The organism is Streptomyces sp. NBC_01304 (assembly GCF_035975855.1).
Taxonomy (GTDB): domain Bacteria; phylum Actinomycetota; class Actinomycetes; order Streptomycetales; family Streptomycetaceae; genus Streptomyces.
Genome location: NZ_CP109055.1, coordinates 1,564,337 through 1,584,519 on the forward strand (window position 1 = coordinate 1,564,337; position 20,183 = coordinate 1,584,519).

The 20,183-nt window shown below is 68.7% G+C and carries 14 protein-coding genes; 6 read left to right on the forward strand and 8 right to left on the reverse strand.

Annotation, left to right across the window (positions count from 1 at the left end):
• Nucleotides 1-12: 12 nt before the first annotated feature.
• The 3 genes from OG430_RS06940 to OG430_RS06950 all read right to left on the reverse strand — a co-directional run bounded on the left by OG430_RS06940 (nt 13) and on the right by OG430_RS06950 (nt 7,988).
• Nucleotides 13-867 carry a hypothetical protein gene (locus OG430_RS06940; protein WP_327351531.1) on the reverse strand — a complete coding sequence of 285 codons (855 nt, stop codon included), beginning with the start codon at nt 865-867 and terminating at the stop codon, nt 13-15.
• A complete protein-coding gene (locus tag OG430_RS06945; protein ID WP_327351532.1) occupies nt 864-6,110 on the reverse strand; it encodes a caspase family protein in 5,247 nt (1,748 codons plus the stop codon). The genes OG430_RS06940 and OG430_RS06945 overlap by 4 nt, the downstream gene beginning before the upstream one ends.
• 234 nt (nt 6,111-6,344) lie before the next feature.
• A complete protein-coding gene (locus tag OG430_RS06950) occupies nt 6,345-7,988 on the reverse strand; it encodes a hypothetical protein (RefSeq protein ID WP_327351533.1) in 1,644 nt (547 codons plus the stop codon).
• A gap of 161 nt (nt 7,989-8,149) precedes the next feature.
• Here OG430_RS06950 and OG430_RS06955 point away from each other — a divergent pair, with 161 nt between their 5' ends.
• The gene (locus OG430_RS06955; protein ID WP_327351534.1) at nt 8,150-8,521 is read left to right on the forward strand and encodes a hypothetical protein; all 372 of its coding nucleotides are present in this window, start codon (nt 8,150-8,152) and stop codon (nt 8,519-8,521) included.
• A 123-nt stretch (nt 8,522-8,644) separates the two neighbouring features.
• On the opposite strand, the gene OG430_RS06960 is transcribed toward OG430_RS06955, so the two are convergent.
• From OG430_RS06960 to OG430_RS06975, 4 genes are all read right to left on the reverse strand, one after another.
• Nucleotides 8,645-9,100 carry a DedA family protein gene (locus OG430_RS06960; RefSeq protein ID WP_327351535.1) on the reverse strand — a complete coding sequence of 152 codons (456 nt, stop codon included), beginning with the start codon at nt 9,098-9,100 and terminating at the stop codon, nt 8,645-8,647.
• Between the two features lie 376 nt (nt 9,101-9,476).
• Complete coding sequence (locus tag OG430_RS06965) at nt 9,477-12,248, reverse strand: TIR domain-containing protein (protein WP_327351536.1); 2,772 nt, start codon at nt 12,246-12,248, stop codon at nt 9,477-9,479.
• A gap of 53 nt (nt 12,249-12,301) precedes the next feature.
• On the reverse strand, nt 12,302-12,784 hold the full coding sequence (locus OG430_RS06970) for a hypothetical protein (protein ID WP_327351537.1): 483 nt from the start codon (nt 12,782-12,784) through the stop codon (nt 12,302-12,304).
• Between the two features lie 369 nt (nt 12,785-13,153).
• Nucleotides 13,154-16,051, reverse strand: coding sequence for a toll/interleukin-1 receptor domain-containing protein (locus tag OG430_RS06975; protein ID WP_327351538.1), 2,898 nt, complete (start codon nt 16,049-16,051; stop codon nt 13,154-13,156).
• A 367-nt stretch (nt 16,052-16,418) separates the two neighbouring features.
• Between OG430_RS06975 and OG430_RS06980 the strand changes: the two genes are divergently transcribed.
• Nucleotides 16,419-17,066 carry a hypothetical protein gene (locus OG430_RS06980; protein WP_327351539.1) on the forward strand — a complete coding sequence of 216 codons (648 nt, stop codon included), beginning with the start codon at nt 16,419-16,421 and terminating at the stop codon, nt 17,064-17,066.
• Nucleotides 17,067-17,130: 64 nt separating this feature from the next.
• The gene (locus tag OG430_RS06985) at nt 17,131-17,340 is read left to right on the forward strand and encodes a hypothetical protein (protein ID WP_327351540.1); all 210 of its coding nucleotides are present in this window, start codon (nt 17,131-17,133) and stop codon (nt 17,338-17,340) included.
• A 360-nt stretch (nt 17,341-17,700) separates the two neighbouring features.
• On the opposite strand, the gene OG430_RS06990 is transcribed toward OG430_RS06985, so the two are convergent.
• Nucleotides 17,701-18,123, reverse strand: coding sequence for a YjbQ family protein (locus OG430_RS06990; RefSeq protein WP_327351541.1), 423 nt, complete (start codon nt 18,121-18,123; stop codon nt 17,701-17,703).
• Nucleotides 18,124-18,257: 134 nt separating this feature from the next.
• On the opposite strand from OG430_RS06990, the gene OG430_RS49430 reads away from it, so the two are divergent.
• The 3 genes from OG430_RS49430 to OG430_RS07000 all read left to right on the forward strand — a co-directional run bounded on the left by OG430_RS49430 (nt 18,258) and on the right by OG430_RS07000 (nt 20,108).
• Nucleotides 18,258-18,341, forward strand: coding sequence for a putative leader peptide (locus tag OG430_RS49430; protein ID WP_353962413.1), 84 nt, complete (start codon nt 18,258-18,260; stop codon nt 18,339-18,341).
• A 148-nt stretch (nt 18,342-18,489) separates the two neighbouring features.
• Entirely contained in the window at nt 18,490-19,383 is an 894-nt protein-coding gene (locus OG430_RS06995) for an ABC transporter permease (RefSeq protein WP_327351542.1), read from the forward strand.
• Nucleotides 19,356-20,108, forward strand: coding sequence for an ABC transporter ATP-binding protein (locus OG430_RS07000; protein WP_327351543.1), 753 nt, complete (start codon nt 19,356-19,358; stop codon nt 20,106-20,108). The genes OG430_RS06995 and OG430_RS07000 overlap by 28 nt, the downstream gene beginning before the upstream one ends.
• The last annotated feature ends 75 nt before the right edge of the window (nt 20,109-20,183 follow it).

Consider the following 20,183-nt stretch of genomic DNA (forward strand, 5'->3'; position numbering starts at 1 on the left):
TTTTGCCATTCCTCACAGCGATCCGAGCCCCTGGGCAATCGCCCGCCCGGTCTCCCGCGCCGTGAGATACGGCCGTACGTCATGCGCCTTGGCGCCATTGTGGATCCGGACATCCTTGACACGGTCCCCGAACCTCGAACCGAGCTCCTTCACCAGCGGGACCACATCGCCCTTGTCAGCGACGTTGACCCAGCGTTTCACGGACGCGGGCCAGCGCCCGCGGCCGCCGGCGGGGGCCGGCACCAGCCGGTCGAAGACCAAGTTGCGTACACCCAGGGGGGATCCCAGGGAAACGAAGGTCAGGTCCTGCCACTCCGGATGGGCGCACAGGGCCTCGTAGGCGGCGACCGTACCCAGGGAATGGGCGACGATCACCTCGGTCTGCGGCGTGATGCCGCGCTCAACTCTCTCCCGGACCAAGGCCCTTACGTCGGGTTCGGTGAAGTAGAGGCGCACCTGCCTGGCGCTCCAGATGAGCAGTCGCTCGCTGAGCCCGGCGAAGAACGTGGAGTGGCTGAGCGCGTCGAGCGCGCGCTGCACGAGGTGCGGCGTCCGGAGCCGGGCGGGGGCGTCCGGGCCTGGCACCCGGGCCTCGATCTCGGCTGCGGCCCGCCACCACTCGATCAGCAGCTCGCGTTCCAGGTCGTCGTGGACGTCGGAGGCGTCCAGCTCCGGGATACCGAGCCCGCGGTGGCCCGCAGGCCGGAAGAGGTCCCCGTAGAAGGCCATCGACACCTCCTCGCCCGGGATTTGGAGGCCCCCGGCCCGGGCGATGCCGTCGCTCAGTGCCGGGCGCCAGTCGGCGAGGAGCGTTTCCGCGCCCAGGTACTGCTTGCCGATGCCGTGCACGAGCACCACCCGCGTCATGACGCACCTCCTCTGCCCTCGGGCTGCCGCTCGGGATAGAGGTGGAGCGTGACCACACCCATGTCGGTCGCGACGCAGACCCGACCGGCGCTGTCGGCGGAGATGCCTCGGATGGAGCTGCCGATGTCCAGCTCGGCTTTCCACGCGGGCGAATCGACCGTCCAGACCCGCATCAGTCCGTAGCGGTCGGCGGCCACCAACGTGGGGGTGCCCGCGATGTCCACGAAACGAATGGCCCGGATCGCGGACGGGAAGGGCTCGAGCTCCACGCCGGCGTCGCTCCCGTCGTCGATGTTCCAGAAGCGCAAGGCGCCGTTGCCCGCACCGGTGATGATCATGTCGCGGTCGGTGCGGGCGAACTCCAAACCGTACGCCCCCATCTCATGGCCGCTGAGAGGCGACCCGACAGGAGCCCCGGTCCGCAGATCCCAGATCCGCACCGTGCCGTCCACCGAGGCGCTCGCCACGAGTTGGCGGCCACCGACGGTCGCGGCGCGCACCGTCATCACAACCGCGGTGTGCCCGGTCATCGGAGGGCACACCGGCGCCTGAGTGATCAGGTCCCAGGCGTGCAGGGAGTAGTCACCCGCGACGTTGATCACCACCGTGCTGTCCCCGGTCGAGTGCACACAGGCCCGCCATGACGCCCCCGAGCGCTTACTGAGCCGAGTGCGGGACTCCAGGCTCCACACCTCTGTCTCGGCCCAACCGCTGCGCACGGTCACGCTGTCGCGATCCAGCGAGACGGTCGTCACGTCGTGGGCCACCTGCGCACCCGAAGTCAGATGGGCCGCCACCTGGCGACCGTCCTCCAGGTCGTGGGTGCGCACGACCCCGTCGACGCCACCGGTGGCAACGACTTCCCTGCCGTCCCGGGTCCGCAGGATGTCGGCCGACACCAGGCTCTGTTCCGCCCCGCACAGCGGCTCCCCGACGGACCGCATGGTGGTGAGGTCCCAAACGCGCACTTCCCGCGAGGTGGCGACGGCTGCCACCGGCACCCCGTCGAGCTGCCCGAGGGCCGGCGCGGCCCGGTCGGCCAGCGTTCCCAATCGGGTGAAGCCCTCCATCGGGGGTCCCAGGGGCTCCGCCGATTCCAGGTCCCAGGCCCGCGCCGTGTCGTCAACGGCCATGGTGGCCACGAGGGTTCTGCGCCCGACGCGCGCGAGGGCACCCACCAGAACCAATTCGGCGTGGCCGGTCAGCGGCCCGGCAACCACCGTTCGGCTCTCCACGCCGTGCACGTACACGTTGTTGCCTTCGAGCACGGTCAGGACGACCGGCCGGGCCTCGTGGAACGCCACTCCCACCGCCCGCGCCGAGGGGGTGAGATCCTCGACGTTGAAGTGAGCCTTGGGCTGCACCCGGCCAGGTGCGGTGCGGCTCTCGATGTGCCAGACGTACGCGTGATCCAGCGTGGTGGCCAGGACGATCTCCATGCCGTCGTGGACCTTGCGAACGGCAAGGTGCCGGATCCCGCCGATGTGCCCCACAAGCGGCCGGCCGACCGGCTCCCCGGTCAGGACGTCCCAGAGGCGGACGGTCCCGTCCTCGCCGCCACTGACCACGACCGGGGCGTCGCCCAACTCGCCGAAAGCGAGGCAACGTACCGCATTGGTATGCCCCCGCAGAGGCTGCCCGAGAGCCGCCTTCGCGAACGGATCCCACAGCCGGACCGTGGTGTCGGCCCCCGCCGTCGCCGCGACGGTCTTTCCGTGCACCGTGCCGAGCGCCACGGCGAGCACCTGCCCCGAATGCCCCTCCATCGGAGGGCAGACCTGGGTGTGTGTGCCGGGGTCCCACAGCCGAGCCGTTCCGTCCTCGCCGCCCGTGAGCACCAGTGACCGGCCCCGAACCGTCACCAGGGCCGTGGAACAGACGGGCCGGGCATGCCCCTCGACGGGCTGATCAGCCGTCAAGTCCCAGACACGTGCCGTTCGGTCCTGGCTGACGGTGACCGCCATCGAAGCATCCGCGCGGTCGGTGAGGGCCGCCGCCGTGATGTCCTCGACATGGCCGCGCAGCGGGTGTCCCAACTGCTGCAGGGTGCGCAGATCCCACAGGCGCGATTCCCTGCGCCCGCTGGTCAGTGCCACGGGCCGGCCGTTGAACTCGCCGACCACCGCGGACGCGACCCCGCTCCGGACGTAGTAGACGTGTGCCATGACCGGCTCGCCGATCTGCCGCCGCGACTCGAGATCCCAGCGGCTGAGCATGCCCGTACGATCGCCGACCAGCGCCACGGCCCGTCCGTCGAGCCGTGCCGCGCACACCGCGGTGACCGCCTCCGCCGGCCCGACGAGCGGGCTGCCGTGGACGCGCGCGTCCCCGCCCTCGAGCACCTCGCTCAGGTCCCAGACGTAAACGGACTTGTCGTCGCCGCCCGTGATGGCGATGGGACGCCCGTCCAACTCGCCCAGATCGGCGTCCCATACGGTGCGCCGGTGGGCGCTGAGGTCGGCGCCCAACTGCTGCCTCGTGACCAGGTCCCAGACACGGGCCGTCCCGTCAGCGCTGGCGGTCAGTACCACCGGATGACCGCCGATGGCGCCCACCACGATGCTCTCGACCTGATTGGTGTGCCCCGTGAGCGGCGGGCCGTGCTCCTGACCCGCCGAGAGGTCCCAGATCCGAACGGTGCCGTCTTGACCTCCGGTGAGCGCGACGGTGTAGTCCCCGAGGTCCCCGATGGCGATGGCGCTCACGGCGATGTCCACCGGGAGCGGATCTCCGATCTGCCGCTGCGACGTCAGGTCCCAGACGCGGGCCGTCCCGTCGAAGCTCCCGGTCACCGCGATCGGGCGACCGTCGAGATCACCGACGGCCACACAGCCGATCGTCTTCGCGTGGGCGCTGAGGAGACGATGCACACCACTCGTGGACCACCAGGCCCACTTCGCCGACCAGGGCAGTGCGACGCCAAGCTCCTCGATCCGGTCGGCCAGCCGGTCGGCCTCACAGCGGCGGGCCGAGAGCTGAAGGTCGGCCGCCCGCTCGCCGATCGGGCGATCGGCCGTCAGACGATGTGCCACCTGCTCGTACGATCCGCGGATGCGGCGCGGCTCCTCGCCCTCGATGGACGAGAACGCGCGCAACAGGGACAGTGGTTCACCGGCCAGCAGAAACCCGGGGTCCTCGATGAGGCCGGCGAGCAGGCCCGCCGCTGCGGCATGCGTGGCCAGGTGTTGACGCACATAGGGCACCGCCGCGAACCACTCCAGGCGGCCGTCCGGCGAGATGGGGACCAGCGAGCGGAGCGCCTCCACGACCGAGCCCTGGATGTCTTCGGGAGGACGGTCCGCAGTGGCGCGCAGATGCTCGGCGAGAGCCTTGTGGTACAGCCGGTAGACCGAGCGGTGGTCGTCGTCGATGACTTCGGCGATGTACGCCTCGGCCACGTCCAGGACCCAGGTGACGTCCTCCTCCGTGCAGGCCTGGCCGGAGATGACCGAGCTCAGCGCCGTCCAGACCCTGCCTCGCGGCAGACCCTTTCCCTCCGAGAAGGCCAGGGCGAGCAGCATCCGGCGCACGCGTGGTTCATCGGGGCCGAAGCGCGCGAGATAGTCGTCGAACGCCTCACCGACCTCACTCGGCAACTTGTCGGCCCACCCGGGGCTGTTGACGTCGACGGCCGCCCGGTCCGAGCGCAGGGTGCGGGCCGTCGTGCGCGCGTAGAGGTAGACGCCGGCGGCCTTCTCCCCGACACCCCTGGCGACCATCGCGGCCAGCTCGGGGCGGTCTCGGTAGGGGGTGCGTACGTCGGCCTCTTCAGAAGCGAGGAGCACCCGGGTGACATAGCCCGCGACGTCATCATCACCTGCCCGGTATCCGGCCCGGTCCAGGTCGATGACGGTGAAGGTGGGGCCGAGCGGTGCGACCAGCTCATGGCGGGTCCCCACCAGGAGCCGGACCCCGGGTATCTCGGACATGGGGCGAAGCAGTTCCCGGGTGATCCGGCGGGGCTCCCCATGTCCACCCGCGTCCGCGGCGGTGTCCGATCCCGCCTCGTCGACGGCGTCCACCACGATGACCGAGGTGTGCCCGAGCCGCCCCCTCCTGGTGAGTTCCTGCAGGAGCGCTGCCGCGCCGTCCGCTTCCGTGCCCAGTGCCGTGGCGATCCGCACGACCACCTCCTCGAGCCGCTTGTGCCGCGCGTGCACCGCGGCGGTGACGCAGCCTTCGGGGACCACGGTGTCCGGGTCGACGCTCAAGAGGTCGAACTTCGATCGATAGCGCCCGTCCGACAGGGCGACGATCCTGCCCAGAACCGCCGACTTCCCACAGCCCGGACTACCGGTGACAACACGTCCCCGGCCGTCCTCGTCCGCCGTCTCGGCCGTCAGCCAGCCGACCAGCTCGGACAGCACCCGTACCCGTCCACTGAAGTACAGGCCCTGCTCCGACTCGAACTCGACTCCTCGCGAGCGCGGACCGAAGTGCTCCGTGAGGTCCCGGGCGGCCACACGGCGCTGCACCTCGAGGTCCGAACCGATGGGCGGCAGCCCTTCCTGGTAGCCGGAGTTGGGCAGGAAGGGGGCGAGCCCGGTGACCAGGCCACTGGCCAGCTCGGCCCGCTGCCCCCGGCTGTCGGCCTCGAAGCGTTCGTTGATCGCCTTCACCAGTTCGGTGAGGTCGAGGAACTCCTGTCGTTGCCCGGTACGCCCGGTCGTCGTGTGCACCGCATCGGTGAGAGCGGTGACGAAGGCGCCGTCCTCGGCGATGTCCTTCCGGCGTGCGGCAGCTAGGAACCACAGCCCCGACGACGCCACCGTGCCCGCGTTGCGGTAGGCGATCGACTGCAGCGCCACAGCGGAGGCCTCGGCGCTGCCCGCCCCGCCGGAGCAGGTGTCCAGGACCAACAGCAAGTGCCGCAGCCTGCCCCGGCACAGAATCCGCAGCAGGTCCTCGGTGGCCAGGGCCGTGGTCGCCAGGTCCTCGTCCTGCGAGTCCCAGCAGAGCAGATAGTGCCGGTCCCGCTCCTCGACCACGCCATGCCCGGCGAAGTAGACGACCACCACGTCGTCGGCCGTCAACTCGGCATCCGCCGACCAGTGCCGCAGCTTCTGCCGGATCTGCTCGGCTCCGTCGTACTCACCCAGGCCCGGGAGTACGGTCTGGTACCCGAAGGACTTGAACAGCTCGGTCATCGTGCGGACATCACGCGGCACGGATCCCAGTTGTGCGTCCGCGGGAAGGTGCCGGTACCGACCGCTCCCCAGCGCAACGAAGAATCGTCGCCCCACTTCAACCGCCCTGTTGTCAAAGCCAGTTACCCTCGGAAGACTGTAGCCAAAGGGCCCGTGGCCGGTGCTGGGCATTGCCAAGACTGATCGTCGTCGACCGTCGACCGGGGCCCGCCCGTGCGCCGTCGACTCCCGCACTTTCCGCGGCGTCGTGGCCGACGTGCGCACCGACCCGCCACCGCGATGCCCGAACCGGGGCGCCGAGTCCGGGACTCCGGCGGGCCGCCCTTCCGCTCACCGCCCGCTGTCGTCGACCGGACTGCGGCGATACCCCTTCAGCCAGTCGACAAGGCGCTCCTCCGGGTCGTCACGGAGGACGAGCCCGCACAGGTGGTCCGCCGGGGCGCAGGCATGGCCGGACATCGCGTCCGGGTCGTCGGGGTCGTCGGGGTCGAAGTCTTCGTCGTCATCGTCGAGTTCGTCCTCCTCCAGGTCCGGCTCGACGACCGTCGGCGCACCGTAGAAAGAGTCGGGTTCGGGATCGGGGGCGAATGTCCAGCGGGCGCCGCAGTGGACGACCTGCACCTCCCCGAAGTACCAGGACGCGCCGAGCAGGAACGGATCCTCCGGCGTGGCCTTCATCTCCTCGTACGTGGCGAACTTCTCCCGCACCACGGCCTGCAGGCGGTCCAGGCTCGCGGGTGAGAAGTCCCAGTCGGCGGTGGACCCGCCGGCCTGCCCGACCCAGTCGGCGAAGGACGCGCGGCGTGCGTCCAGCCAGGCGGTCAGGCGCGGGTTGTCGTGCCAGTCGGGGTCCTTGAGGTCCGGGTCTGCCGCCAATTCCCGGTGCTCCTCGGCCAGTTGCTCCCGCTCCTCGTCGGTCAGGGGCGCCGGCAGATGCTCCGGGGCGACGAGCGGCCACAAGGCCCTGGGCCAGGGTTCATCGGTGGCCCCGTCGGGCACGACCGCGGGCGCCGGGTCCGGGAAGCGGTCCACGACCGCGCGCAGGGTCTCGCCTTCGAGCACGGCGCGCAGCATCTGCGTGGGATGCTCGGCATGGCCGCCGTACCGCATCCGCTGGTCGACGAAGACGGTGTCGGTCCAGTACGAGTCCGCCGCGTACCAAGTCCCGGGCGGGGCCTCGGGGTTGGACTTGCGGAACTGCCAGGCGGCGTCCTTCCTGCGGACCACGTACTCGGCGGCGTACCAGGCCGCCTGGACCCAGAAGGGTTCGCCCGCGACCTTGTCGTACTGCTCGACCGTCCCCAGGCGCTCGCGCAGCAGAGCCTCCAGGGCGTCGAGCGACGCGGGCCCGAAGTCCCAGCGCTCCCGGCCGCCGCCCGCCCCGTCGGCCCACCAGGTCAGGTAGTCGTGGAAGCGTTCGTTCGGCCAGTACTTCCACAACGCGCCGACCTCGTCCAACTCACCGAAGCGCACCCATGGTGTGCGCACCCGCTCGGGCCTCCACCCGGGGTGCGCCGCCTTGTGCCGGACGACCGCCCGGCGCAGACGCAGGGCGACCGTGGCGAAGACGTTCTGCGTCTTCTCGTAGACGGCCTGCCCCACCAGCAGAATCGGCACGACGGTCTCGAGGCCGAGCTCCGGATCGGGCTCGACGGCGGGCAGACCCACGGATCCCGCACTCTCGTCCCACACCCAGCGCCCGCCCCCTTCCGCGAGCAGCACTTCACCCAGATATCCCGCCAGGGCTTCCATGTACAGGGCGGTCGAGTCCTGACCGTCATCGGTCCCGTAGAGGGTCGCCAGATCCTCCTCCAAGAGCCTCAGGGAGCCGATCGAGTAGTCGTGGTCCCAGCCGTCTGCGGTGAACTGGGCGAGGAGCAGGTCCATCCGCTGGTGCAGCGACTCGATCCATATGTACAGGGCATGGGCGGGGGTGCCCACCGGGGCGTCCTTGCCCGCGAGATACGCGTCCATGGGGTTCGAACGTAGGGCATGGCACTGACAGTTGGGCCGCCGAGGAGGCCTCCCGCCGGGGTCATCTCGGGGATCTTCACGTTCCGCCACATCCTTCACCTTCGCTCCATACGATCAACATCGGCCTCCAGGGGGAGGCTTCGCACGATCTGGAGGGGAACATGAAGAACGTCTCGAGGCGGACCCTGCTGGGTTACTCGGGCACTGCGGCAGCGGGCGCCGTTCTGACCGGCGCCGGTTCCGCGACGGCGACCGAGAAGGAGGCCGCCGCGCCGGATGCGGCCACGGCCCAAGCAGCAGGCGCCGCCCAGGAACCCGTCGAATGGGGACCCGGGGCCGAGTTCAACGGATCGACAAGCATCGGCGACATCGACGCGTACATGGAAGTGAAGTTCAGCATCCGCGTCGAGCAGGCCCCGGCCGCCAACAACATCACGGCCCTGGAGGTCGCGAACGCGCTCAACGAGCTCGCAGCGGCGCGCGGCTGGCCGCGCATCCAGTTCAACGGAACGATCAGCGCACCGCTGAACTGACCTGACCCGGCACACCGGTGAACCGGTGAACCGACCGGACCCGCCTGCGCCCCGGCCGCCCGCACCGTACGGGACCGGGGCGCGGGTGCGTCATGGCCGACCTGGCCGGCACCCCGCCCGCCCTCAGCCGGAAGTCGCAGCCTTCCTGCGCCGGTACACCAGTACGCCGCACACCGCGAGGAGGACCGAGACCCCGGTCACACCGAGCACGGCATGCTCGGCGAACAGCCGCGACAGGACTTCCAGCACGCCGATCCCGACGGTCGCGTAGATCAGCGCCCAGCACGCTCCCCCCACGAAGAGTGCCGGGAGGTAGCGGGAGAGCGGCATGCGCATGCTTCCGGCGAGGAAATTCGCGACGGTCTGGAACCCGACGGTCAGGAAGGACACGGCCACCACGGGCGCTCCCCACCGCTGAATCGCGCGTTCTGCACGCACGAACTTGGCCGAGGAGATCCGCTCGGCGAACCTGCCGCGCCGGGCGCCGGTGCCGGCCAGCCACCCCACGGCGAATGTCCCGCCGGCGCGCAGCAGGACGATGACGTAGAGACCCGCAGCGGTGAGCGCGACCTTATCCACGACGCCTCACCCTCGGCGCCGGACCTCCGTCGTGACCGGCCGACCGCCGACCCGGCCCTCGTCGCGGGCGCGCGACGAGCACGGACCTGGTCTCCATCTCTCACCTGCATCCGCTTCAGCCCGTTTCGTCCCTGCACGAGTGCGGGGACGGCGCCGGTTCCCGAGCCCGACGCAGATCACGGACGCATCCTAGTTCCCGCAGGTACGACCCAGGTAAGGGCCACCTGACACAGCTCCAGGTTAAGCGAACACATGTGCCTCACGGGCACTGACGGGCACGGTTCAGCCGAGGGACGACAGGCTTAGCTGACGGTCCGGATTGTCCATGTTCGTATCCACCCGAGTCGGGCCGTTGCGCAACGTCCCGTCCACCCGGTTACTTTGGTCCGGCCTTCAGGCACAGCTTCCGGTAAGCGGGGCCGGCAGGTACATAAGCGCGCCACCGGTCGGCGGTGAATGCACCGCTTGCCCACACGCACAGCGAGTGCACCGGATCCACCGTCGCGTTGACATCCCATAGCCGCACCGTACTGTCGCCGCTCCAGCTGATAATCCTCTTGCCGTCAAGGCCGAAGGCCACACCGGTGACGCCGGCGCCGTGCCCTTCGAGCGGCACGCCGATCTGCCGCCGGGAAGCGACGTCCCAGAGCCTGACCGTCCCATCCATACTGCCGGTGCCCAGCGTTTTCCCATTGGGGCTGAACGTTACGGAGTACACACCGCTGCGATGGCCCGTCAGTGATTCCCCGATCTGTTTACGCGTGGCCACGCTCCAGAGCCGAACGGTGTTGTCGCGGCTCGCGGTGGCGAAGACCGTGCCGTCCGGACTGAAGGCGATATCGCTGATCTGCGCGGTGTGGCTGGGGCGAGTCTCGCCGATACGGTGACGTGTGGCGGTGTCCCAGAGCACCACTGTGTTGTCCGCGGTGCTGGTGGCGAAGGTGCGGCTGTCAGGGCTGAACTCGAGGTTCCATCCCTCGGCATGGATTGGCGTGCCTATCTGACGCTGTGTTGCCGGATTCCACATACGCAGGGAGTCCTCGCCGGAACTGATGAGAGTCTTGCCATCGGGGCTGAAATCCAAGGCGAATATGTCGCCGGTGTGGCCGGGCATGGACTTGCCGATCTGACGGCGCGTTCTGACGTCCCAGAGTTTCACACGGGGTCTTGTCTCGCCCGAGTCGGTGGCAAGCACAGTGCTGTCGGGGCTGAAGGAGATCGCGGGGCTCAAGTCCAGCACACTGTGCTCCAGCGGAGCACCGATCTCGCGCCGTGCGGCAACGTCCCAGAAGCGCACGCCGGTGTCGGAGTCGGTTGCAGCCAAGGTTCGGCCATTTGGACTGAGCGCCGTCGAACCGCTGCTCCCGGTATTGATCGATGGTCCGATCTGCCGTTGTGCGCGGACATCCCACAACCGAACTGTGGTGTCCTCACTCGCACTTGCCAGGGTCGATCCGTCCGGGCTGAAAGCCACAGACCGGACCGTACTCGTATGACCGGTGAAGGGCGGTCCCATCCGGCTGTGCCGAGAGACGTGCCAGAGGTGCACGCTGCCGTCCTCGTGGGAGGCGGCGAACATCGCGCCATCGGGGCTGAATTCCACCGAGTCGACCGGCCCGGCGTAGGAGTTGAACGGCTTCCCGACCGGCCTTCCAGTGGAGGCGTCCCAGATACGGACGCTGCCGTCGGCATGGGCGGAGGCGATGGTCGTGCCGTCTCTGTTGAAGGAGACCGATGAGACGCTGTCGTTCGGTGTCCCCAGTGCCTTGCCAAGCGGTACATGGGAGTTGACGTCCCAGAGCCGTAGGCCGTCTGTGCCTCCGGCGGCCAAGGCCTTGCCGTCGGGGCTGAAGGCCACTGCGTAGACAGCGGTGATACGCCCTCCGAGCGGCTTGCCGATCTGGCGATGTGTCGCCACGTCCCACATCCGTACGGCCGCCCCGGAGTCGCTCTCGCCACCGGCGGCGAGAATCCTGCCATCAGGGCTGAAGGCGACCGAATAGAGCATCCCGGACCGGGGGCGGAACGCGTCACCGATCTGTGTGCGCTCGGCGATGTCCCAGAGCCGGACAGTTCCGTCGAAACTTGAGCTGGCCAAGGTCTTGCCGTCTGGTCCGAAGGCCACTGATGTGACGCCTCGGTTGTGCCCGATGAACGAGTCACCGATCTTCTGCTGCTTAGCCGCATCCCAGAGGCGCACGATGCCGTCGTCGCTGCCGGAGGCAATTGTCTTGCCGTCCGGGCTGAAGGCCACCGATCTCATGGGCCAGGAATGCGCGAGCAACCCGGTCTCCGGGTTGACGGCTGCGTTGAGAACTGCGAGGCGGGATTCCGGAGTTGGATCGATCCGCCATGCCGCCAACGCTTTCAATCGGGCGCCGAAGGGGTCACGGGTAGCGAGGAAGGAACTCTGACTGATCAACTGCTGTGCGACGGCATGGTCACGCTGGCGGGTGGCCTCAGCGCGTTGGACCAGCGCGATTACTGACACCGTACTGGTGATCAGGAGGAGCAAACCCAATATGGCCGCGATGATCCTGGCGGTTCGCAGGTTGCGCCTCGTGTCGCGCACACCCTCCGACTTCAGGTCATCCTCGGGAAGGCCGCGTAGAACGGACGCGATGCCAACCGCAACGCTGTCGACATCCGGCAGCAGATCCGTGCCGTTGTCGGGGCGGCGCAGGTCGACGGATTTCCAGACCGGTTGCTGCTCGAAACGTCCGAACAAGCGAGTAGGGAGCGCTGTCGAGAGCTCCGAATTCCAGTCGCACTGCTGCTCGTCCCACACCAACCGTCCGGCGGACACAACGAGCAGGATATTGTCGACCGACCTGTGTTTCAGCCACCATTCGATTTCCCGGTCGACCCATTCCGATTCTTTCGACTCCGGCGACGCCATGACGACGAGCCATTCGGAGCGCGCAAGGCCAGCCTCGATCTTTCCCCAGAGCTGCGGACCGATCGATATACCACTGCCATCGAGGAATACTCTGATGCGAGGCGGCTTGTACCAGGGACGGGACTGCTTTTCGATGGCCCGCTGCAGGTGCGGCAGCCATTGTCGGTCGCGATCCCCACTGTAGGAGAGAAAGGCGCCGTACCCGAGTTCGGCTCTTATCCGCCTACCGGGGGCTATGCGTGTCCGCAACCGGTTGAACGTCAGGCCGAGTCTCCGAAGCCACGAGGGAAACCGACTCCGCGTCATGCCGTCGGCAGGTATTCGTGACCGTTCCAGTGCAGCGTGACGTTCGAAGTGGCGCCCTCGGCGCAGCTGGGGTCGCAGTTGTTGTTGGACTTGACTATCGCGTACCGACCGTCTCCGCCGGGACCGACGAGTCGCGCATCATAATAGGCTAGCCTCCCGCCACGATAGTGATCGTCCGGACTTTCCCAGGCAATGTCCTCGAACCCGCCTTTTTCAGGCACGAGAACCAGCACCCCGTCATAGCGGCCCGGGTTGTAGATCACGAAGGTGTTTTTGGTGGTGTCGGATGCAGGATCCGCGAAACGCAGTGCGTTTTCGCCGATGTTCACGTCAATGTCCACGCCGATGGCTTCCAGCGCGCGACCGCTGCCCGTGACGGCTGCGATGCACCCGTTGGGAGTGCTTGAATCGGTCCGCCGGATCAGGAATACGCGGACCGCTCCGAGGTTTGGGTGCTTGATGTCCCGATGATCGAGCACTTCACCTGGGCACTTCGCGGAATCTGGTGGACTGGATGGAAACGAAGCGGGTGACGGAGTTTCCGTTGACGAATCGGGCAACCTGCTCGCACCTTCTGTACACCCGCTGGCCAATACCAAAAGGAGAGCCGAGGCCAGCACCGCCATGCGGGCCTTGAGCGACCCGCATATGCACTCTGAAAGCTGCCGACGTAACGCCCCGGAAGTACTGACAGGCATGGAATTCCCCCTGCGCCAAACGAGTCCGATCCAGTGGACAGCAACGCGGGATTCTACCCAGGTGGATGTGACGTAAGGGAGGGCTTCCATCAAATCCAGCCACAGGAGGCTCATCCGCCACCCTAGGGCTCGGGGCCATCCGCATCGCGCTCAGCGGCAGGGCGCCTCCACATCCAGGCCCTCCAGGTAACGGTCCCGTTCCCGGCTGGGTAGAGGCTGGCCGACCAGACCGCACAGCAGGTCCCGCCACGCCTCCACGCCGACCGTGCGGCGGACGACCTTGCGGTCCGGGCCGAGGGTGAGGATGTCGTCGGCGGGGCCGGGAACCACCTGCACGCCGGCGTCGGGCTTCGTGGAGCCGACCGGTGGATCCGTGCGCCAGACGTCGAGCTGGTCGCCTGTGGCCGCGTCCAGGATGCGCACACCCTGGTCGGTCTTAGTGCTGAAGCCCTGCAACAGCAGACTGCCGTCCCTGCTGAATGCCACGTCATGGGTATCGCGCGGTAGGTGCCCAGTGGCACGCACACGCTGTCCGGAGTCGAGGCGTACGACGTACACGTGACTCTCCTCGTCAGCGAAGGCCGCCTGGTTCCCCTCGTGGTCGACTCCGATGCCAACGGGCTGGGCCTCACCCGGCAGGGTGGTGTGGACGGCGCGCTCGAAGGCGTGGTCGCCGTCCCAGCGCCAGATGTCGACGTCGTTGCTGGTCTGGTCGAGAACAACCAGGGACTTACGGTCGCCGCTCAGGGCGATGGCGAGGGAGCCGTACTTCGGCTCCGGCATCACCGTGCTGCGGGTGCAGGCCCTCGTGTCGAGCACTTCCACGGCGCCGTTCCAGAAGCCGACCACGTACCGGTCGCCCGGGAGGAAGTAGACCGCGGGGCGAACCCGATCCCCGTAGGCACTATTGATGGCCACGCCGCAGCCCGTCCGTTTCCCGGTTCGCAGATCCCAGATGTCGAAGCGCCCCTTGTCCTCAGCACCGCGCCGCACACTCTGCATGCCGACATACCGCTTGTCTCCGCTGAGTGCGTAAGCAGTGTCCTCCAGGTTCACGGACAGGTTGGCGTACGGAATCTCGCCGAGCCGGCGGCCGGTGCGCGGATCCCGGAACTCGGTGTGCCCCTCGGTCCGGCGCACTGCCATTCGTCCGTCGGGGGTCAGTTCCCCGTAGGTGAACTCTCCGACGCCAAGGGGGATTTGCTGCCCCCGCCGGACTCCTGTGGTGAAGAGATTGAACTCGCCGCCATACGAGGCGACGGCCACCTGGGCGCCGTCGGCCGACATGGCAAGGGTGTTGGCCGTCCGTGCCAGCCGGCCCAGTGTCGTTCCGGGCCGCAGCGTGGCGTCGTAGAGCCGGACCTCACCGTGCTGCCCGCCCACCACGAAGTTCCCCTCGCCGTCGGCGACCGCCATGTCCTGGTGCACACCCAAGGACCGTGCGGCGATGCGGCGGCGGCGTTCCAGGTCCCACACCTCGGCGCGCTCCTCGGTCCTGGCCAGGGCCTTGCCCGCCCCGTCGAAAAGCAGGACCTCGCTGTACTTCCAGGGGTCCGAGGTGTCGCCGGTCATTCCGGGCAGGGACCTGGCGGCCGCCCAACTCGCCGATTCCGTCCGGAACTCCCGGACCTGCTGACGCCCGCTGTCGACCAGGGTCATACGGGAGCCGTCCCGGGAAAACCCGAGCCCGAGCCGGGCCCTGCTCACCCGAAGCCGGGTGACCTCGCGGCCGTCGGACGCACGCCACACGACTACGAATGCCTTGAGCTCGGGGGTGACATGCGAGGCCGCGACCCACCGTCCGTCGGGCGAGAGAGCAAGGCTCGAGAGCCCGTGCGCGGCATTGGGCAGGTCCTCCGTGTGCCCCGCAGCCATCGTGCGCAGGAGCTTGCCAGTCCGGGTGTCCCACAGCTGGACCCGGTTGAGGTAGACCTCCGTGGCCAGGACGCGGCCGTCCCGGCTCAGCGCTCTGGGTTTGCCATCGGCGCGCAGTACGCGCGACTGCCGGGCAGATCGCACGTCGTAGAGGCGTACGCGTCGGGTCTGATCGAAGTCGGAGAGGTAGGCGGCGGTCGAACCGTCCGCGCTGAGGACGACGTCCGTGGCGGCTGGCCTGCCCGCGCCTTCGTATCCCGTCACCGAATCGGCATCCGCGCGCAGGCGCCGCTTGGCGTACGGCGCGGCGGCCACGGCTTGGGCCAGGGCACGCCGGGACTCGGGCGTGGACCGGGTCTCCTCGGCGTAGAGGGCGTACTGCGCAGCCTGGTTGGGACTGGTCGCGAGCAGTTGTCCGGAGCGGGCGGCCAGTGCCTGTGACGCGGAGATGCGAGCCTGTGCCACGGCCTCGTCACGCTGCCTGCCCGCGTCGAAGAAGCCGTATACCGCGAGGACGAGCAGCGCCATGAGCAGGGCGACGCCCGACCAGCTGAGCCGTTTGACCAACCGGAGTTGCCTGAAGTCGTCGTGCTCCAGCTCTTCCTTGGGACGGCCGTGCAACGGCGCGGCGAGGGTGGCAACCGCGGCGCGGAACGGTGGGTACCGCAGCGAGTGGTGGCCTCGTTCCTCGATCTCGCGGAGGTCCACCCAGAGCGGCATGGACGTGAAGTGGCCCGCCAGGTTCCGTGGCAGACATGTGGTCTTCTGCCAGTCGAAGTCGCCGGCCCTGTCGTCCCATGCGATCTCACCACTCGCCACGGCGATGAGCAGGTGCTCGGCGTCACGCTCGCGCAGCCAGTAGTCGACTTCCCTGGCCACCCACGGCGAAGCAGCGGCCTCTGGGGAGGCGAGCAGGATGAGATGGCGGGAGCGTGCCAGTTCGCGCTGGATCGACTTCCACAGGTCGTGGTTTGCGGACAGGCCGGTGACGTCGCGGAACACGCTCATCCGCATGGGCCGGAAGCGCGAGACGGCCAGCCGCTCCAGGCCTCGCTGGAGCTGTTTCGCAAGCGGCCTGTTCTTGCTCTGGCTGTACGAGATGAAGGCATCGCGCTGTTTCACGCTGTCCGACGCCGCGGCTCGCACCTCAGCCTCATCTACGGCATCACTCATGGCGTCCCCCGTCTCCCTTCCCTGCACTCAAGCCGTTCCCGGCGCACCACACCAACTTCCTTACTTAACATGCCTGTTGGTCCGGCTCGGCGCGACTCCGCTCTGGCGCTCTGCGTCCAGATGATCAAAGATTGTTCGAGTGTCGGGGCCAACTACTCTCTTCGCCGCCGTGACGCTATTTTCTTTTCACCTGTACACGTGACGCGTGCGAACAATGGGGGCGAACGGGCGGATGAGTGGACAGCTAGGCCGTCCCGGTGCTGGACAGGTACGTCGTTGGCGGAGCAACGGCATCCTGACCGCCCGGCTGGCCGCAGCAACGGTCGTCGGCTCGCTCGCGGGGCTGGGAGTCTTCAGCCTCACACAGGTGACCAGCCGCATCCTGTTCGTGATCGCGGGTGGCGCAGTAGGCGCTGTGACCGTCGTCGCGGTGCAGTGGTACCGGCGCCTCGCCCAGGTCACCGAGGTGAAGGTCGCGATCCCACAACTGAGCGAGGTCACCTTCGCAGTCAACAACGACTCCCGCCAGGTCGCCTGGCGCATGTTCGTCGAGACCGCGACCCGAGTCTCGACGCAGCCACTCGCCAGTGATGAGGGCGTTCTCCGCGAGGCGCTCACGTCGATGTACGGGCTGTTCGCCACAGCGCGAGAGACACTGAAGGTCGCCCGGCCCTCCGCCCCGGTGCCGGGCGGTCAGACGGTCGAGTACTTCGCGATCACCATGCTGAACCGGGAGTTGAGGCCGTTCCTGTCCCAATGGCACCCACGGCTGAGGGAGTTCGAACGGACGAACCCCGACAGCCCGGAATCCGACTGGCCGGACAACGCCGCCTGCCGGGCCGAACTCCAGCGAGTGCAGCACGCCATCCACGACTACGCGATCGGCTTCGCCCGTCTCGCCGGGGTCCGTGAACCAGAGCCCCTCCTGCGATACGTCCCCGCCCCCCGGGCCTCCGACGGCAGTCCCGAGGAGAGCACTATGCCCGACGCCGGCAACGGTCCCGCCGCGCGGTGACTCGCCCGGTGACGGCGACGGGCGTGGGACGGTGAGCGGCAAGCCCAGCAGGGAAGTCGCCCACGTGGGTGAGGCAGGCGACTACGACGCGTTCATCTCGTACAGCCACGTCTGGGACAAAGACGTCGCGACGGCCTTCCAGAGCGCGTTGCAGAGCTTCGACCGCCCCTGGCACCGGCCCAGGAGCCTCCAGCTGTTCCGGGACGAGACCAACCTGGTGGCAAGACCCCACCTTTGGCGGGAGATCGAGGAGGGGCCGGCCCGCTCGTGGTGATGGCGAGCCCACAGGCAGCCGTGCCCCCATGGGTGCGGCAGGAGATCCGCCTCGCGCCCGTCTCGGGTATTCATCGGCACCCGCGACATCTTCCACCCCGACGTATGCCGTCTGCGCGAGCGCGCGCCGCCACCGACGTGACGGTGTGCGCCGGCGTCGTGCACGTCCACTCTCACATCCGAAGGCCGGGCCGCGGCCACCCCGCGTGGTGAAGGACATCTCTCATTAGCTGGGAGGTCTTGCCTGCCAGCACCTCTCCATCGTTCACCACGAGGTGCGATGCCAATGCGCGCGAACTGCGAAGTCCGCGCCAGAATCGATTGGTACGGCCGACCTTCAGACCTGGAGTCGGCCCCCTCGTCACGCAAGGAACGACAGCCGGACCTGGCGATGAGGATTGTCCCTGTTCGTATCCACCAGACACACCGACTGCCAAGTCCCCAGCTCCAGCCCCCCGTTGACCACCGGAAGCGTCGCATGCGGTGGCACGAGTGCGGGCAGGACGTGGTCCCGGCCGTGGCCCGGGCTGCCGTGCGCATGCTGCCACCGGTCGTCGGCCGGCAGCAGGGTGTGCAGTGCGGCGAGCAGGTCGTCGTCGCTGCCCGCACCGGTCTCGAGCACCGCGATGCCGGCGGTGGCATGCGGGACGAAGATGTTGAGCAGGCCGTCACGGCCCGCCGCCACGGCGCGCAGGAACTCGGCGCACTCGTGGGTGAGGTCGACGACTCGTTCCGAGGAGCCGGTGGTGATCTGCAGCACACGCGTGGTGAAGGCATCGGGCATACGGCCATCCTGGCCCATCCGGCACCGCTCGGCGCCCGCCGGTCTCCATGGGCGTCCACATGCTGTCCATATGAGCGTCCGCAGAGCGAGACGCCGATTGACCGTCGATGGACGATCTCGCTACGTTCTGCGGCATGTTGCGTTCAGTCATGCTCACCACGCGCGGTCACATCGACCTGCTGCGGGTGGCCTCCGCCGCGTGTCGCCGCGGCTGCTGACGCCCTCTCAGCTCTCTCCCTCTTTCTTTACGCACTCGCTGCCCACCGCAGCCTGAGTCCGGCACGCCACCACGCGTGATCGGCCCCTGAGTCGCGCTCCACCGCTGCCTTCGTGCGCCCTTCCCGCCCACTCCTGCCCTGGAGCCCCATGAGCATCAGCCATGCCCCACCACCCGACATCGGCGAAATATCACTGGAAAAGGAGTCGCCCGGAAAGGACGACAACGGCTCCGCCGCCCCCGCTCTCGAACGCCTCATCTCCTCCCGGACCCGCCGCACCCGCGTCCCCCGCTGGCTGCGCCGCACCTCGGGCCCTCTCCTGCTGCTCGCCCTGTGGCAACTCCTCAGCGCCACCGGGGTGTTGCCCGCCGAGACGCTCGCCTCGCCCGGCACCATCGCCCGGGTCGGCCGCGATCTGATCGCCGACGGGTCGCTCACCTCCGCGATGGGGGTGTCCGTGCAGCGGGTCGCGCTCGGGCTGCTGCTCGGCACGGTCGTGGGCACGTTGCTCGCGCTGGTCTCCGGGCTGTTCCGGGTCGGCGAGGACGTGGTCGACGCGAGCGTGCAGATGCTGCGGACGGTGCCGTTCGTCGGGCTGATCCCGCTGTTCATCATCTGGTTCGGCATCGGCGAGACCCCGAAGATCGCCATCATCACGATGGGCGTGACCTTCCCGCTGTATCTCAATGTGTACGCGGGTATCCGCGGCGTCGACTCGCAGCTGATCGAGGCCGGGCAGTCCCTCGGCCTGTCCCGCTGGGGCCTGGTCCGCCATGTCGTGCTGCCGGGGGCGCTGCCCGGCGCGATGACGGGCCTGCGCTACTCGCTCGGGGTGGCGTGGCTGGCGCTGGTCTTCGCCGAGCAGGTCAACGCCGACGCGGGCATCGGGTTTCTGATGATGCAGGCCAGGGACTTCCTGCGGACCGACGTGATCGTCGTCTGCCTCATCGTGTACGCCTTCCTCGGCCTGCTCGCCGACCTCGTCGTCCGTACCCTCGAAAGGCTGTTGCTGCAATGGCGACCGACATTCACGGGCCAGTGACCCGGACGGCGGCCGCCGAGGCGGCGGTGCACGTCTCGGGCCTGTCCCGCACCTTCGACGGCAAGCGCGTCGTCGACGGGCTCGAACTGTCCGTCCGGCCCGGCGAGTTCGTGGCCCTGCTCGGCCGCAGCGGCTGCGGCAAGTCGACCCTGCTGAAGATCCTCGCCGGTCTCGACCGCGACATCGAGGGCACCGTCCTGGTGCCGCGCCGCAAGGCGACCGCGTTCCAGGCGCCGCGCCTCATGCCCTGGAAGAAGGTCTGGCGCAATGTGCTGCTCGGCCTGCCGGGCAGGCCTGAACGGGCGCTCGCCGAACGTGCGTTGGCGGAGGTCGGCCTCGACCACCGCTCGGACGCCTGGCCCAAGACGCTCTCCGGGGGTGAGGCCCAGCGGGCCTCACTGGCCCGCGCCCTGGTCCGCGAGCCCGATCTGCTGCTGCTCGACGAGCCGTTCGGCGCGCTCGACGCACTCACCCGGATCAAGGCCCAGCGCCTGGTCGGCGAGTTGTGGCAGCGCCGCGGCTGCGCCGTGCTGCTCGTCACGCACGACGTCGAGGAGGCGGTGCTGCTCGCGGACCGGGTCCTGGTGATGGACGACGGCGTCATCGCCCACGAGGTGACGGTCGACCTGGACCGCCCCCGCGACATCTCCGACCCCCGCTTCGCTCAACTACGGGCCCGCCTGCTCGACCTGCTCGGCGTCGACACCTCGGCCGGAGCCGCCTGACTCCCCCACCACAGACCTGACTCCCGTACGGCGTACGCGACTTCAGCGACGTAGACGTACCGCCGGAAGAACTCC

Coding starts and splice junctions, on each gene's coding strand:
- OG430_RS06955 (WP_327351534.1), top strand. CDS start 8,150: ATGAAGAACGTCTCGAGGCGGACCCTGCTGGGTTACTCGGGCACTGCG.
- OG430_RS06940 (WP_327351531.1), bottom strand. CDS start 867: ATGACGCGGGTGGTGCTCGTGCACGGCATCGGCAAGCAGTACCTGGGC.
- OG430_RS07000 (WP_327351543.1), top strand. CDS start 19,356: ATGGCGACCGACATTCACGGGCCAGTGACCCGGACGGCGGCCGCCGAG.
- OG430_RS06950 (WP_327351533.1), bottom strand. CDS start 7,988: ATGGACGCGTATCTCGCGGGCAAGGACGCCCCGGTGGGCACCCCCGCC.
- OG430_RS06990 (WP_327351541.1), bottom strand. CDS start 18,123: ATGCCCGATGCCTTCACCACGCGTGTGCTGCAGATCACCACCGGCTCC.
- OG430_RS06975 (WP_327351538.1), bottom strand. CDS start 16,051: ATGAGTGATGCCGTAGATGAGGCTGAGGTGCGAGCCGCGGCGTCGGAC.
- OG430_RS06995 (WP_327351542.1), top strand. CDS start 18,490: ATGAGCATCAGCCATGCCCCACCACCCGACATCGGCGAAATATCACTG.
- OG430_RS49430 (WP_353962413.1), top strand. CDS start 18,258: ATGTTGCGTTCAGTCATGCTCACCACGCGCGGTCACATCGACCTGCTG.